Source organism: Nocardia sp. NPDC003482 (assembly GCF_053588115.1).
Genome location: NZ_JBSFPI010000042.1, coordinates 20,226 through 34,153 on the forward strand (window position 1 = coordinate 20,226; position 13,928 = coordinate 34,153).

Sequence of the window (13,928 nt, forward strand, 5' to 3'; positions counted from 1 at the left end):
GGAAAACATAGCGCGGCCGTTGCCACCGCGGTAGGTCAACCTCCGCCCGCGAACGACTCCCAGCCGACCGGTCCGGACCATGCGCGGCCGGCGACGGTCACGCCGGTCCCGTCCGTGACGCGGCCGACCTGCGTCCAGCCGGGCGGAAGTGGCTGTCCGGCAGGGAAAGTCGCGGCGAAGGCGTGATCTTCCCCACCGGCGAGGGACCAGGCGAGCGGGTCGGCGTCGAGGCGTTCGGCGACCGGGGTCAGGGCGGGATCGCGGACGGCGTCCGGGTCGAGATCGATGGCGACGCCGGAGGATTCGGCGATATGTCCGGTGTCGGCGAGGAGGCCGTCGGAGACGTCGGTCATGGCGGTGACGACCGTGCCCCGGGGCAGATTGCGGACCGACTCGTAGGGCGGTCGCGGAAGACGATGGGCGGCAACGACTTCCGTGTACTCCGCCGGATCGAGTCCGGCGGACAGGACGGCGAGTCCGGCGGCGGACCAGCCCAGCCGACCGGCGACCGCGAGGATGTCGCCCGGCTGGGCGCCCGAGCGCAGGACGGGAGGCCGGAGGGGATCGCCGAAGGCGGTCACCGAGACGATCAGCAGCGGGGCGCTCACCACATCGCCGCCCGCGATCGAGCCGCCCGCGCGCCGCGCCTCGGCCCACAGGCCCTCGACCAGGCCGTCGATGAAATCGATGCGGGTGTCGGGCGGGCAGGCCAGCGAGACGACGAAGGCGCTGGGCTCGGCGCCCATGGCGACGACATCGGCGGCGTTCTGCGCGACGGCCTTGGCGCCGATATCGCGCGGGCTCGACCAGTCGAGGCGAAAGTGGCGGTCCTGCACCAGCATGTCGGTGGTCACGACGTAGCGTCCGGCCGGGGCGGCGATCACCGCCGCGTCGTCGCCGGGTCCGACCACGACATTCGACCCCTGGGCGCGCCCCGCGTTCATGCGCGCGATCAGCCCGAACTCCCCGAGTTCACGCACGGTCCGCGGCGTCTCGGCGATGGCGATCTCCTTCCGTGCGCGGGCGGGGTGTGGGCCGCATTACGCTACCGTGGCCCCCGGTTCGGTCGGAATCGCCCTGGTCGTTAGGCTCGGTGGGCTGAACGACGGACGACGCGGGAGACGAATCAGGGAATGAGCGAGGACGGCGAGCGCTCCGAGACGGAGAGTCGGGTATCGGAAGAGTCGCCCCCGACCTCCCCCGCCCTCATCGCCACGGCCGTCGCCCTCCCGGTCGCCTTGATCGTCGCGGTCCTCGTCATCGCGGTCATGTCCCGCCAGCACACCACGCGCGACCCGCTGGCCCTCGGCTCGGTCCCCGCCCCCGGCGCGACGAGCCAGCCGTGCACGGATCTGCTGGCCGCCCTGCCCGACAAGGTCGGCGACCTCACCAAATCCGAACTGGCGCAACCCGCCCCACCCGCGACGTTCGCCTGGCAGCCGAGCGAAGGCGGCGACGCGGTGGTCCTGCGCTGCGGCCTGGACCGCCCGCTGGAGTTCAACCAGGCATCCCCCCTCCAGATCGTCAACGGCGTCAACTGGTTCGAGGTCCGCGACCAGACCAACAACGCCACCTCGGGCACCTGGTTCGCCGTCGACCGCGGCACATACATCGCGGTGACCATGCTCACGAGCGCGGGACCGACTCCGCTGCAAGACATTTCGAACACGATCACGAAGGTGCTACCCCCGAAGCCGATCGATCCCGGCCCGGTACCGAACTAGCGGCCCGGAATGCGCCGACGAGGATCGGACCGATAGTTCTCCTCATCGAACAGAACCCACTCGCTGACGGCGATCTCGTAGAGCCGCGAGGCACCCCCGGGCATGGCATCGAACACCCGCTTCGCGTTGGGCCAGCGTTCCACGAATCTGGCCGCCAGCTCATCGATCCCGGTTCCCGGAAGCTCTCGGGCCTGCCCCACAAACTGAATCCCACGCGCGGTCTGCCCCAACTCGACCACGGGGATATCGATGATCGCGCCCGCGACCGAGGGTGTGCGGCGAATGTTCTCCGAATGCTCACGGTCGACTCGCGAGACGAAATACAGCAGGTCCGGATCGAAGTTCGGCAGATACCAAACGCTGCACACGCGCGGCGTCCCATCGCCGCTCACGCTGGCAAGCTGCATCAACTTGCCCGATCGGACGTATTGCTCGAGGTGGTCGCGTTCGTTCACGCCTCGATCCTCGCGTACGCCGCTCGAAGCGAGGGCAGGACCCGCTCCGTATGGTCCAACCGACCAGCGCGAGTTCCTTACAGTGACGGCCATGACGGCGATAGCGATCGCGGCGGGTGGTGGGGGCGATGCGATCACGGCGGCCGCATTGGCGGCGGCAAGGCCGGATATGCAGATCGCCGCCATCATGACCTGGTCGTGGGATCGGTTGATGGTGGATCCGACGCCTGGGCCGCGGGCGGTGGCTGATTTCTCGGGGCTGGTCGACCTGGGTGGGGTGTGGGAGGTGCGGGCGGATGCGCGTCTTCGTGGGGAGGGTCGGTCGACGCTGCCGCGACTCGCGCGGCACGTGCGGCTACCGATACTGCTTGCCGACGCGACCGCCGGTGTCGTCGGGCTGGCCGCGCATATGCGCTGTGCCACAACGGCATTCGGTGCCGGTCGGCTGGTCGTCGTCGATGTAGGAGGCGACATACTCGCCACGGGCGACGAGGCGGGGTTGCGTAGCCCACTGGCCGATTCCGTCGCGCTCGCCGCAGCGGTTCGTACCGGGCTGCCGGTGCAGGTGCTGGTTACCGGAATCGGGCTCGATGGCGAGCTCACGTCGGCGGAGGCGGCGGACCGGCTCGCAACTTTGGAGGCGAAACCGTTCGGACGGTTGGTCGCCTCGGATTTCATCGCGCTGCAAGAAGTCTGGATGTGGCATCTGTCCGAGGCGAACGGTCTGCTCGCCGCCGCGGCGGCCGGGTTTCGCGGTCGAGTGGGGACTCAGCGGGGTGTGATCGTCGAGGTGGGCGACACCTCGGTCGACGTGCACGACGTTCCGGCCGATGCCCTCGCGAAAAGCACGCTCGCGCGGGCGGTTGCGGACACGACCACGTTCGACGAGATCGAGCGGGTCCTGCGGGAGCGGCGGGGGTACAGCGACGTCGATATCGAACGCCAGCGACTCACCAACCGGCCACCCACCCGGACGCCGACCGTCGAGACGGTCGCGATGATCGACGGATACGTGGCCGACGCGGACCGTCGTGGGCTCGACGCTCTCACGTTGCGCCGAGTATCGGAATTGGTGGGCGCGACGGATACCCGATCGGCCGAGGCGTTGCGAGAGATCCTGCGACAGCATCGGCCTCGGAACTTTCGGCCCCCGCTCTACGAGTGCCGCCTGCCGCGTCCCTCGGCCTGACATGATGACGCCGTGCGCGTACTGGTCACCGGAGCAAGCGGGTACGTGGGCCGCGCGGTCGTCGGGTCGCTGGCGGAACGAGGGCATGAGCCTGTCGCGATGGTGCGCGAAGGCAATGTTCGTATCGACGGGGCGAGTGCTACCCGGATGGCCGATCTGTTCGATGCAGGGTCCCTTCGTCGGGCCGTGTCGGGCATGGACGCCGTCTGTCATTTGGCGGGACTCGCGAGAGCGCGGGAATCCGTGGGGGAACCGCTTCAGTACTTCCGGGCCAATGTGCTCGGCACCGTCGCGTTGCTCGAGGCGATGGAGGGAGCCGGGGTGGGTCGGATCGTCTTCGCCTCCACGGGTTCCGTTTACGGGAGTCCCGAGACGCAGCCGATGACGGAGGAGCTGCCGACCGCCCCTCCGCATCCTTACGCGAGCAGCAAGCTCGCTGCCGAGTCGGCGATCGAATCGCAGTGCGGCACCGGAAGATTGACCGCCATCGTCATCCGAATGCTGAACGTCGCGGGTGGAGTCGATCCCGATCCGACTCGACTGCTCCCGCGCGCGCTCATGGCCGCCCGGGATGGCAGCGCGCTCGCGGTCAATGGCGACGGCTCATCGGTGCGTGACTATCTGCATGTCTCCGACGCCGCCGACGCCTTCGCCGCCGCGATCGACCATATGCCGCCAGGCGGGCATACAACCTACAACGTCGGCAGCGGAGTCGGCAGCAGTGTGAACGAGGTGATCGACGCGGTCGAAACCGTTACCGGACAACGTCTTTCAGTGGACTATCGCCCGCCCGTCGCCGAACCGAGAGTCCTCGTCAGCGATCCCGCGAAAGCCATCCGCGAACTCGCCTGGAGCCCGCACCGATCCACCCTCGAGGCGATCGTGCGCGACGCCTGGCGCGCCGGATGATCACTCCCGCCGCAACCGCACCTTCCCCGCACCCAGATCCACATCCACCCCACCCGAGTCCCCATCCCCCGGACTCTCCCGATGCATCAGCACCGACTGCCGCTCCTCGAACTCGTACCGCTTCCCCGAATCGAACACCGCGTCGAACTGCTCGAAACCGATGGCGGCAGCACCACGCCCGTCCTGATCACGCATCCACGGCAGCGCCGTTCGCCCGGTGAACCTGCGGAACATGACCTCGGCGAAGGCGACGGCGATCAGCAACAGCGCCAGGCCGGGGAGGGTCATCGCGACGAGCACGCGATCGAGCGTACCTAGCGCAGGCCGGTGCCGCGGGCGAGCGCTGTTTCGATCAGGGTGGTGACCAGGGTGGGGTTGTCGACGCCCGTGCTCTCCCACATGCGGGGGTACATGGAGATCGAGGTCATGCCGGGCATGGTGTTGATCTCGTTGATGACCGGGCCGTCGGCGGTGACGAAGAAGTCGACCCGCGCCAGGCCCTGGCAGTCCAGGGCGCGGAACGCCCGCACCGCGAGTTCCCTAATCTGTTGCGCCACATCGTCGTCCAGCTTCGCCGGGATGTCGAACTCGCAGATGTCGTCCAGATATTTGGTGTCGAAGTCGTAGAACGCCGCCTCCCCCTCCGGCATCCGGATCTCGGCGGGCACGCTCGCCTCCACCCGCCCGTCGGGGAACTCCAGCACCCCGCACTCCACCTCGCGACCGTCGATCCCGGCCTCCACGATCACCTTCGGATCATGGTGGCGCGCAACGTCGATGGCCGACTCGAGATCATCCCAGTCGTCGACCTTGGTGATGCCGATCGACGATCCGCCTCGGGCGGGTTTGACGAAGACGGGCAGACCCAGCCGCGAACGATCGGCCTCGGCGACGGTGGCGACACCGGGCCGTAAGACAACGTAGTCCCCGACCGGAATGCCCTCCGCCGCAAGGAGTTTCTTCATGAACTCCTTGTCCATCCCGGTCGCGCTGGCCAGCACCCCGGGCCCGACGTAGGGCAGCCCGGCCATCTCGAGCAGTCCCTGCACCGTGCCGTCCTCGCCGAAAGCGCCGTGCAGCACCGGGAACACGACATCGATCGGCCCCGGCCCCTCGGAGCCGTCGACGGGCACCAGACCGCCGGACCGGCCGAGCACCAGCTCCGCGCCCCCGGATTCCACCGACGGCAGCGCGCGATCCGCGATGGCGAGCGTGCGCGCGTCCGAACCCGCCAGCACCCAGGTCCCCTCGCGGGTGATGCCGACCGGGACGGCCTCGAATCGGTCGGGGTCGAGGTTGCGCAGCACGAAGCCCGCCGAGACACACGACACCGCGTGCTCGTTGCTCCGCCCGCCGAAGACGACCGCGACCCTGATCCGATTAGTCATAGAGCGAACCGTACCCAAACCGGCGTGCCGCCACTCATTCCGGTTTCATCCGGCGTCCGAGCAGCTGGCCCACCGCGTCGGACACCGACAGGCCCTCGTGACACACCTGCGACACGGCCAGGGTCAACGGCATCTCCACCTCGCTGCGCTCGGCCAGCGCGCGGATCGAGGTGCACGACTTGACGCCCTCGGCGACCTGGCCGTTGGTGGCGCGCTGCGCGGCCTCCATCGACCCGCCCGCGCCCAGCACATGCCCGAAGGACCGGTTGCGCGACAGCGGTGAGGTGCAGGTCGCGACCAGATCACCCACCCCGGCCAACCCCGCGAGGGTCACCGGATTCGCGCCCAGCGCCACGCCGAGCCGCATGATCTCGGCCAGCCCGCGGGTGATCAGGCTCGCGATCGAGTTGGAGCCCAGGCCCATTCCCGCCGCGATGCCGCAGGCCAGGGCGATCACGTTCTTGCAGGCGCCGCCGAGTTCGCAGCCGATCACGTCGGTGTTGGTGTAGGGGCGGAAGTAGCCGGTGCCGCAGGCGTGCTGAACCGCTTCGGCGCGTTCGGGATCCACGCACGCCACCACCGCCGCGGCCGGTTGCCCGGCGGCGATCTCGCGGGCCAGGTTCGGTCCGGACAGTACGGCGATGCGGCCGGGGTCGGCGCGGGTGACCTCGTGGACGACCTGACTCATCCGCAGCAGCGTCCCGGTCTCGACGCCCTTGGCCAGGCTCAGCAGCGTCGACCCGGCGGGCACGTGCTCGCTCCACGCCGCGAGGTTCGCGCGCAACGACTGCGAGGGGACGGCCAGCACGACGATGTCGGCCCCGTCGAGCGCCTGCCGATAGTCGTCGGTGGCCGCGATGCCCGTCAGGTCCACCTCGGGCAGATAGGTGGGATTGTGCCGGTCGGCGGCGATGGCCTTGGCCACCTCCGCCCGCCGCGCCCACATCGTCACGTCCGTTCCCGCGTCGTTCAACACCTTCGCGAACGCGGTGCCCCACGATCCCGCACCCATCACTGCCGCGCTAGTCATGTGGCCAATATGCCACCCGGCATGGGGCATCCTCGCGATATTCCGCTGACCGGGCATGACGTCCGCCACTGTGCCCGGCGTGCGACGATGGGCCCATGCGTCCGGATGCCGTCCACGCCGTGATCGCGGTGAAGAATCTCGCGCGGGCCAAGAGCCGACTCGCCGAGCGGTTGTCGCCCGCCGACCGCTCGCGGCTGGTGCTGGCCATGCTGTCGGACACCGTCGGCGCGGCCACCGCCGCCGGACTGGCCTCGGTGACCGTGGTGACCCCCGACGCCGAGGTGGCCGCGGCCGTGCGCGCGCTCGGGGCGCGGGTGCATCCTGATCCGGCCGCCGCCGACGACGGCCTCAACGCCGCCCTGACCGACGCGGCCGACGCCGTGCGCCGCGCGTTCGGTCCCGTGGAACTGCTTGCGCTGCAAGCGGATCTGCCCGCCCTGCGCGCCGACGAACTGTGCGACATGTTGGCGACCGCGCCGCCGACGGGCCGGTCGCTGGTCGCCGACCACACCGGTCACGGCACCGCGGCGCTGCTCGTGCGCGACGAAACCGCCCCGCTGGCACCGCGTTTCGGCCCCGGCTCGGCACGCCGCCACATCGATTCGGGCGCAAAGGATCTCGGCGGCCACTGGCCCGGATTGCGGCTGGACGTGGACACCGCCGCCGACCTCGACGACGCCGTCGCGCTCGGCGTCGGCCCGGCCACCGCGGCCGTGCTCGACGACATCGGCTGGCCGCGCCCTGTTCACACAGATCTCACGCGGAGGTGCACGGCCGGGTCACATGTGTGCTAGATGATCGCCGGATGGGCGACCAGGTGTCGATCGGCGGTGTCACGCGAGGCATCGCCCGAGGTAAGGAATGATCGTGAGCGTGAGCGAGCCTGCGAGTGAACCCAGAATACAGCGCGCATCGCGCACGGTGACCCCGAGCGCCAGCGAGGGGGCGGCGTGAGCGATACCGACCTACAGCAGCCCCGACTACCGGCGGCGCCGCCCGCGGCCACTCCACCGCCCGCGACCGCCGAGGCGACGAAGTTGCCCCAGGATCGCTATCTCAATCGCGAACTGAGCTGGCTCGACTTCAACGCCCGGGTGATGGCCCTGGCGGAGGACACCTCCGAGCCGTTGCTCGAGCGGGCCAAGTTCCTCGCCATCTTCGCCTCGAACCTCGACGAGTTCTACATGGTCCGGGTGGCCGGACTCAAGCGGCGCGCCGACGCCGGGCTCGCGGTCCGCTCCGCCGACGGGCTCACGCCCACCGAACAACTCGGCCTGATCGCCAAGCGCACCCAGGATCTCGCCGTGCGTCACGCCCGGGTCTTCCTCGATCAGGTACGGCCCGCGCTCGCCGCGGAGGGCATCGCGATCTTCGGCTGGTCCGATCTCGACGACGACGAGCGCGCCCGGCTGTCCAAGCACTTCCAGGATCAGGTCTTCCCGGTCCTCACCCCGCTGGCCGTGGATCCGGCCCACCCCTTCCCCTACATCAGCGGGCTGAGCCTGAATCTGGCCGTGACCGTGAAGGATCGCGAGACCGGCGGCGAGCATTTCGCGCGGGTCAAGGTGCCCGACAACGTCAATCGCTTCGTCCGGGTCACCCGCGAGGTGCAGGAGGGACAGCGCGCGCTGATCGCCTTTCTGCCCATGGAGGATCTGATCGCGGCCCATCTCGAACAGCTGTTCCCGGGCATGGACGTCGTGGAGCACCACTCGTTCCGGATCACCCGCAACGCCGATTTCGAGGTGGACGAGGACCGCGACGAGGACCTGCTCCAGGCGCTCGAACGGGAGTTGGCGCGGCGGCGGTTCGGCTCGCCGGTGCGGCTGGAAGTGTCCGACGACATGACCGAGCACATGCTCGAACTGCTGTTGCGCGAACTCGACGTCGACCCCGCCGACGTCATCCAGGTGCCGGGCCTGCTGGATCTGTCGTGCCTGTGGCAGGTGTACGGCGTGGACCGGCCCGCGCTCAAGGACGCCCCCTACGTTCCGGCGACCCCGCCCGCGTTCGGCGAGAGGGAAACGCCCCGAAACGTTTTCGCCGCGCTGCGCGAGGGCGACGTGCTCGTGCACCACCCCTACGACTCGTTCTCCACCAGCGTGCAGCGGTTCATCGAACAGGCCGCCGCCGATCCGCAGGTACTGGCGATCAAGCAGACGCTCTACCGCACCTCCGGCGACTCCCCGATCGTCAACGCGCTCATCGACGCCGCCGAGGCCGGTAAGCAGGTGGTGGCGCTGGTGGAGATCAAGGCCCGCTTCGACGAGCAGGCCAACATCAAATGGGCGCGGCAGCTGGAACAGGCGGGCGTGCACGTGGTCTACGGCCTGATCGGGTTGAAGACGCACTGCAAGACCTGCCTGGTGGTGCGGCGCGAGGGCTCCACCATCCGCCGCTACTGCCACATCGGCACCGGCAACTACAACCCGAAGACCGCCCGGCTCTACGAGGACGTCGGATTGCTCACCGCCGCACCGGAAATCGGCGCGGACCTCACCGACCTGTTCAACTCGCTGACCGGATACTCGCGAAAGGCCCACTACCGCAACCTGTTGGTGGCCCCGAGCAGCGTGCGGTCGGGCATCGTCGAGCGGATCCGGCGCGAGATCGAACTCGCCGGGCAGGGGCTGCCCGCGCGGATCCGGTTGAAGTGCAACGCGATCGTGGACGAGCAGATCATCGACGCGCTGTACCGCGCCTCGCAGGCCGGGGTGCCGGTGGAGATCGTGGTGCGCGGCATCTGCGGGCTGCGGCCGGGTGTGGCGGGCATGAGCGACAACATCACCGTGCGCTCGATTCTCGGTCGCTTCCTGGAACATTCGCGGGTGCTGCACTTCCAGGCCCAGGACGAGTGGTGGATCGGCAGCGCGGACATGATGCACCGCAATCTGGATCGGCGCGTGGAAGTCATGGCGCAGGTGAAGGATCCGAGGCTGTGCGAGCAGCTCGAGGTCGTCTTCGACTCCGCGCTGGACCCGGGCACCCGCTGCTGGGTGCTCGAGGCCGACGGAAGTTGGCAGGCGCAACCGGATCCCGACGCCGACGGACCGGTGGAGGTGCGGGATCATCAGGAGTTCCTGATGCGGCTGCGGCGACCGGATCAGCAGTGAACCGTTCGCTGGCAGAGGATCTCAACGATGAACTGGCGTTCTCCGACCCGCGGATATCCCCGAACGTGAAGGCGTCCGGCGCGCTGCTGTGGCGCCGGGGCGCGGACGGCGGCCTCGAGATCGCCCTCGTGCACCGGCCCAAATACGACGACTGGACGCTGCCCAAAGGCAAGCTCGATCCGGGTGAGACTCCGATCGTCGCCGCCGTGCGCGAGGTCGCCGAGGAGACCGGGCTGCGCTGCCGTCTCGGGCGCTACCTCGGGTACGTGACCTATCCGATCACGGGGCACCGCAAGGTGAAACGGGTCGACTACTGGACCGCCGCGGTGCTGGGCGGGGACTTCGAACCCAACGACGAGGTCGACGAGTTGCGCTGGCATCGCGTCGACCGGGTGATGGACGAGCTGTCGTATCCGATGGATCGGCGGATCGTGCGCAATTTCCTGCGGCTGCCCGCGGAGACGGCGACACTGCTGATCGTGCGGCACGCCAAGGCCGGTCGGCGGGATCGGTTCACCGGGCCGGACGAGGAGCGGCCGCTGGAGAAGGCCGGGCGGCATCAGGCCGAGACGCTGGTGCCCAATCTGCTGGCGTTCGGGCCACAGGAGATCTTCTCCGCGCCGCCACTGCGCTGCCGGCAGACGGTCGGGCCGCTGGCGGACGCGCTCGGCGTGGAGATCGCGCCGGAGCCGCTGCTGTCCGAAAGTGGTTATGCCGCAGCGCCTCAGGCGGCGCTGGACCGGGCGCGGGCGCTGGTGTCGGCCGACACCGTGCGCGTTATCTGTAGTCAGGGCAAGGTGATTCCGCACCTGCTGGACGACTGGGCCGAAATCGACGGTCTCACACTGCCTCCCGCGCGCAACCGCAAGGGCAGCGTGTGGGTGCTGTCGTTCGCCGACGGGCGGTTGGTCGCCGCCGATCATCTCGACAAGGCCCTCAAGAGCCGCTGAGGCACACAGGAAACGGCCCCGGCGGCCCTTGCACACAGAAGCGGCCCCGGCGGCCCTCGCACACAGAACGGCCCCGGCCGCCGTTGCATACGGAAACGGCCCCGGCCGCCCTCGCACACAGAAACGGCCCCGGCTGCCCTTTTCAGGCCGGGGCCGATCTGTGCCGAGAGGTCAGCGGCGCGCGGTCCGCTTGGTGGCGGTCCGCTTGGCCGTGGTCTTCTTGGCCGTCGAGGTCTTCTTCGCCGGGGTCTTCTTGGCGGCCGTGGCCTTCTTGGTGGCGGTGGCCTTGGCCGCGGTCTTCTTGGCCGGGGCCTTCTTCGCCGCGGTGGTGGTCTTCTTCGCCGCCGCGGTCTTCTTGGCCGGGGCCTTGGTGGCCGTCTTCTTGGCCGTCGCCTTCTTGGCCGCGGTCGACGTGGTCTTCTTGGCCGCCGTCTTCTTCGCCGTGGTCTTCTTGGCGGTGGTCTTCTTGGCCGCACCCGACACCGGCGCTGCCACACCACGTTTCACGGCGGGACCGGCCGCCGCGATCTTCTGCTTGCCGGCGATGATCGCCTTGAACTGCGCACCCGGCCGGAAGGCCGGCACCGAAGTCGGCTTCACCTTCACGGTTTCGCCGGTGCGGGGGTTGCGCGCCACGCGGGCCGCGCGCTTGCGCTGTTCGAAGACACCGAATCCGGTGATGGTGACACTCTGACCCTTGTTCACCGCGCGCACGATCGTGTCGACAATCTGCTCGACTGCCGCAGTGGCCGTGCGCCTGTCAGTGCCCAACTTCTCGGTCAGAACGTCGATCAGTTCCGCCTTGTTCATTGAATCCTCCGCAGACTAATGGCCCGTCGTCGGACCGACTAGGTACCACGGTAAACCCTCAATGGGCAAGAGTCTATGTGCCACGCCAAATTTCATGTGGCGTGGCACACGTGCAGCAATCTCGATTGGTAGCTCTCAGCTAACACCCGGGACTGTTTACGTCTGCGAAATAGGGCTCGGAATGGTGGTCGGTTTCCATGCCGGCCTTGCCTTTTCGAACCGGTCGATGGCGGCTTCCTGGCGCAGTGTCAGGCCGATGTCGTCCAAGCCCTCGAGCAGCCGCCAGCGGGTGTAGTCGTCAATATCGAAGGGCAACACGGTCGTTGCGGCGGTCACCGTGCGGGCCTCGAGGTCCACGATCAATTCCAGACCGGGCTGTTCCTCGAGCAACTTCCAGAGCAATTCGACATCATGTTGTGACATTCGGGCCGCCACCAGGCCGCCCTTGCCCGCGTTGCCCCGGAAGATGTCCGCGAAGCGGGACGAGATGACCACGCGGAAGCCGTAGTCCAGCAGGGCCCAGACGGCGTGCTCGCGAGAGGATCCCGTGCCGAAATCCGGACCGGCGACCAGGACCGAACCCCGGTTGTAGGGCTCGGTGTTCAGAATGAAGCCCGGATCCGAACGCCAGGCCGCGAACAGCCCGTCCTCGAAGCCGGTTCGCGTCACCCGCTTGAGGTAGACGGCCGGGATGATCTGGTCGGTGTCGACGTTGGAGTGCCGCAGCGGGACGCCGATCCCCTTGTGCACCTTGAACGGTTCCATGAGTTCTCCTCGAAAGTCGGGGCGGGTCAGTTCAGATCCGCAGGTGAGGACAGGGTTCCGCGCACCGCGGTGGCGGCGGCGACCAGCGGCGAAACCAGGTGTGTGCGGCCACCTTTGCCCTGCCGCCCCTCGAAGTTGCGGTTGGAGGTCGAAGCACAGCGCTGACCGGGCGAAAGCTGATCGGGATTCATGCCCAGGCACATCGAGCAGCCCGCCTGCCGCCACTCGGCGCCCGCGGCGGTGAAAATCTCGCCCAGACCCTCGGATTCGGCCTGCGCGCGCACCCGCATCGACCCCGGCACGATCAGCATCCGCACGCCGTCGGCCACCTTGCGGTCCCGCAGGATCTCGGCCACGGCCCGCAGGTCCTCGATGCGGCCGTTGGTGCACGAGCCCACGAACACGGCGTCGACCGGCACCTCGCGCAGTGGCGTACCCGGCCGCAAATCCATGTAGCGCAGCGCCTTCTCGGCCGACTCGCGCGCGGTCTCGTCGCTGATGTCGGCGGGATCCGGCACGGTGTCGCCCAGCGGCGCGCCCTGTCCCGGGTTGGTGCCCCAGGTGACGAAAGGGGTCAGCGTCGAGGCGTCGATGTGCACCTCGGCGTCGAATTCCGCGCCCTCGTCGGTCTTCAGCGCCTCCCACGCGGCGACGGCCGCGTCCCAGTCGGCGCCCTTCGGGGCGTGCGGGCGGCCCTTCAGGAATTCGTAGGTGACCTCGTCGGGAGCGATCATGCCCGCGCGCGCCCCGGCCTCGATCGACATGTTGCACATGGTCATCCGCGCCTCCATCGACATGGACCGCACGGCCTCGCCGCGGTATTCGAGCACGTAGCCCTGACCGCCGCCGGTGCCGATCTTCGCGATGACGGCCAGGATGACGTCCTTGCTCGTGACGCCCGGGGGCAGTTGACCATCGATGTTGATGGCCATGGTCTTGAACGGGCGCAGCGACAGCGTCTGGGTGGCGAGCACGTGCTCGACCTCGCTGGTGCCGATGCCCATCGCGATCGCGCCGAACGCGCCGTGTGTGGACGTGTGCGAATCACCGCAGACCACGGTCATTCCCGGCTGGGTCAGGCCGAGCTGCGGGCCGACCACGTGCACGATGCCCTGCTCGATATCGCCCATCGGGTAGAGCCGTACCCCGAATTCCTCGCAATTGCGCCGCAGCGTCTCCACCTGCGTGCGCGAAACCGGGTCGGCGATCGGCTGATCGATGTCGATCGTCGGGACGTTGTGATCCTCGGTCGCGATGGTGAGGTCCGGGCGGCGGACCGGGCGCCCGGCCGCGCGCAGGCCGTCGAACGCCTGCGGACTGGTCACCTCGTGGACGAGATGCAGGTCGATGTAGATGAGATCGGGTTCGCGGGCCTCGCCCTCCCCCGCGCCGCGGGCGACGACGTGCTGCTCCCAGACCTTCTCCGCCAGAGTGCGTGGCCGATCCATGCTTGCTCCTTTTTGCCGCTCCTTCGTCGCGGCGGGGTTCGTGGCCCTGAGTCTCGCCGTTCGGCGGTCGAGACTCGCGGCATGCGGCGAGGCCGAGAACCGCCCACAGCGCGAAAGGCACGAAAACAAGGGGGGGGGGGCGTAGTG

At 68.9% G+C, this 13,928-nt stretch carries 14 protein-coding genes; 6 read left to right on the forward strand and 8 right to left on the reverse strand.

The genetic code is table 11. The annotated features are described in order from the left end of the window. Positions 1-35 precede the first annotated feature (35 nt). Positions 36-1,001 (reverse strand): thiamine-phosphate kinase, encoded by a 966-nt coding sequence (locus ACWDSJ_RS36375; protein WP_450037358.1) that lies wholly within the window; start codon positions 999-1,001, stop codon positions 36-38. A gap of 132 nt (positions 1,002-1,133) precedes the next feature. On the opposite strand from ACWDSJ_RS36375, the gene ACWDSJ_RS36380 reads away from it, so the two are divergent. Beyond that, positions 1,134-1,724 carry a DUF3515 domain-containing protein gene (locus ACWDSJ_RS36380; RefSeq protein ID WP_450037343.1) on the forward strand — a complete coding sequence of 197 codons (591 nt, stop codon included), beginning with the start codon at positions 1,134-1,136 and terminating at the stop codon, positions 1,722-1,724. Here the strand turns inward: ACWDSJ_RS36380 and ACWDSJ_RS36385 are convergent. Then, complete coding sequence (locus ACWDSJ_RS36385) at positions 1,721-2,272, reverse strand: pyridoxamine 5'-phosphate oxidase family protein (protein ID WP_450037344.1); 552 nt, start codon at positions 2,270-2,272, stop codon at positions 1,721-1,723. The two genes, ACWDSJ_RS36380 and ACWDSJ_RS36385, sit on opposite strands and share 4 nt — an antisense overlap. Here ACWDSJ_RS36385 and ACWDSJ_RS36390 point away from each other — a divergent pair. Then, positions 2,271-3,368: a DUF1152 domain-containing protein gene (locus ACWDSJ_RS36390; RefSeq protein ID WP_450037345.1), complete on the forward strand. Its 1,098-nt coding sequence runs from the start codon at positions 2,271-2,273 to the stop codon at positions 3,366-3,368. The genes ACWDSJ_RS36385 and ACWDSJ_RS36390 overlap by 2 nt on opposite strands. A 12-nt stretch (positions 3,369-3,380) precedes the next feature. Then, positions 3,381-4,277: an NAD-dependent epimerase/dehydratase family protein gene (locus ACWDSJ_RS36395; RefSeq protein WP_450037346.1), complete on the forward strand. Its 897-nt coding sequence runs from the start codon at positions 3,381-3,383 to the stop codon at positions 4,275-4,277. Here ACWDSJ_RS36395 and ACWDSJ_RS36400 read toward each other — a convergent pair whose 3' ends face one another. From ACWDSJ_RS36400 to ACWDSJ_RS36410, 3 genes are read right to left on the reverse strand one after another with little or no spacing between them, the layout of a single operon-like run. Next, positions 4,278-4,577: a DUF6191 domain-containing protein gene (locus ACWDSJ_RS36400; RefSeq protein WP_450037347.1), complete on the reverse strand. Its 300-nt coding sequence runs from the start codon at positions 4,575-4,577 to the stop codon at positions 4,278-4,280. It lies immediately after the preceding gene. Between the two features lie 14 nt (positions 4,578-4,591). After that, complete coding sequence (locus tag ACWDSJ_RS36405; protein ID WP_450037348.1) at positions 4,592-5,665, reverse strand: D-alanine--D-alanine ligase family protein; 1,074 nt, start codon at positions 5,663-5,665, stop codon at positions 4,592-4,594. Positions 5,666-5,699: 34 nt separating this feature from the next. Beyond that, positions 5,700-6,695 (reverse strand): NAD(P)H-dependent glycerol-3-phosphate dehydrogenase, encoded by a 996-nt coding sequence (locus ACWDSJ_RS36410; RefSeq protein WP_450037350.1) that lies wholly within the window; start codon positions 6,693-6,695, stop codon positions 5,700-5,702. A gap of 95 nt (positions 6,696-6,790) precedes the next feature. Here ACWDSJ_RS36410 and cofC point away from each other — a divergent pair, with 95 nt between their 5' ends. The 3 genes from cofC (at position 6,791) to ACWDSJ_RS36425 (ending at position 10,758) form a co-directional block, all read left to right on the forward strand. Next, complete coding sequence (cofC, locus tag ACWDSJ_RS36415; RefSeq protein WP_450037352.1) at positions 6,791-7,489, forward strand: 2-phospho-L-lactate guanylyltransferase; 699 nt, start codon at positions 6,791-6,793, stop codon at positions 7,487-7,489. 156 nt (positions 7,490-7,645) lie between these two features. Next, complete coding sequence (locus ACWDSJ_RS36420; protein ID WP_450037353.1) at positions 7,646-9,808, forward strand: RNA degradosome polyphosphate kinase; 2,163 nt, start codon at positions 7,646-7,648, stop codon at positions 9,806-9,808. Next, positions 9,805-10,758, forward strand: a complete 954-nt coding sequence (locus tag ACWDSJ_RS36425; RefSeq protein WP_450037355.1) for an NUDIX hydrolase — start codon at positions 9,805-9,807, stop codon at positions 10,756-10,758. The genes ACWDSJ_RS36420 and ACWDSJ_RS36425 overlap by 4 nt, the downstream gene beginning before the upstream one ends. Before the next feature lie 171 nt (positions 10,759-10,929). On the opposite strand, the gene ACWDSJ_RS36430 is transcribed toward ACWDSJ_RS36425, so the two are convergent. The 3 genes from ACWDSJ_RS36430 to leuC form a co-directional block, all read right to left on the reverse strand. After that, a complete protein-coding gene (locus ACWDSJ_RS36430) occupies positions 10,930-11,568 on the reverse strand; it encodes an HU family DNA-binding protein (RefSeq protein WP_387355819.1) in 639 nt (212 codons plus the stop codon). Positions 11,569-11,724: 156 nt separating this feature from the next. Further along, positions 11,725-12,333, reverse strand: coding sequence for a 3-isopropylmalate dehydratase small subunit (gene leuD / locus ACWDSJ_RS36435; RefSeq protein WP_387355817.1), 609 nt, complete (start codon positions 12,331-12,333; stop codon positions 11,725-11,727). A gap of 26 nt (positions 12,334-12,359) precedes the next feature. Further along, positions 12,360-13,781: a 3-isopropylmalate dehydratase large subunit gene (leuC, locus tag ACWDSJ_RS36440; RefSeq protein WP_450037357.1), complete on the reverse strand. Its 1,422-nt coding sequence runs from the start codon at positions 13,779-13,781 to the stop codon at positions 12,360-12,362. Positions 13,782-13,928 lie beyond the last annotated feature (147 nt).

Coding starts and splice junctions, on each gene's coding strand:
- cofC (WP_450037352.1), top strand. CDS start 6,791: ATGCGTCCGGATGCCGTCCACGCCGTGATCGCGGTGAAGAATCTCGCG.
- ACWDSJ_RS36390 (WP_450037345.1), top strand. CDS start 2,271: ATGACGGCGATAGCGATCGCGGCGGGTGGTGGGGGCGATGCGATCACG.
- ACWDSJ_RS36380 (WP_450037343.1), top strand. CDS start 1,134: ATGAGCGAGGACGGCGAGCGCTCCGAGACGGAGAGTCGGGTATCGGAA.
- ACWDSJ_RS36405 (WP_450037348.1), bottom strand. CDS start 5,665: ATGACTAATCGGATCAGGGTCGCGGTCGTCTTCGGCGGGCGGAGCAAC.
- ACWDSJ_RS36410 (WP_450037350.1), bottom strand. CDS start 6,695: ATGACTAGCGCGGCAGTGATGGGTGCGGGATCGTGGGGCACCGCGTTC.
- ACWDSJ_RS36430 (WP_387355819.1), bottom strand. CDS start 11,568: ATGAACAAGGCGGAACTGATCGACGTTCTGACCGAGAAGTTGGGCACT.
- ACWDSJ_RS36385 (WP_450037344.1), bottom strand. CDS start 2,272: ATGGCCGTCACTGTAAGGAACTCGCGCTGGTCGGTTGGACCATACGGA.
- leuD (WP_387355817.1), bottom strand. CDS start 12,333: ATGGAACCGTTCAAGGTGCACAAGGGGATCGGCGTCCCGCTGCGGCAC.
- leuC (WP_450037357.1), bottom strand. CDS start 13,781: ATGGATCGGCCACGCACTCTGGCGGAGAAGGTCTGGGAGCAGCACGTC.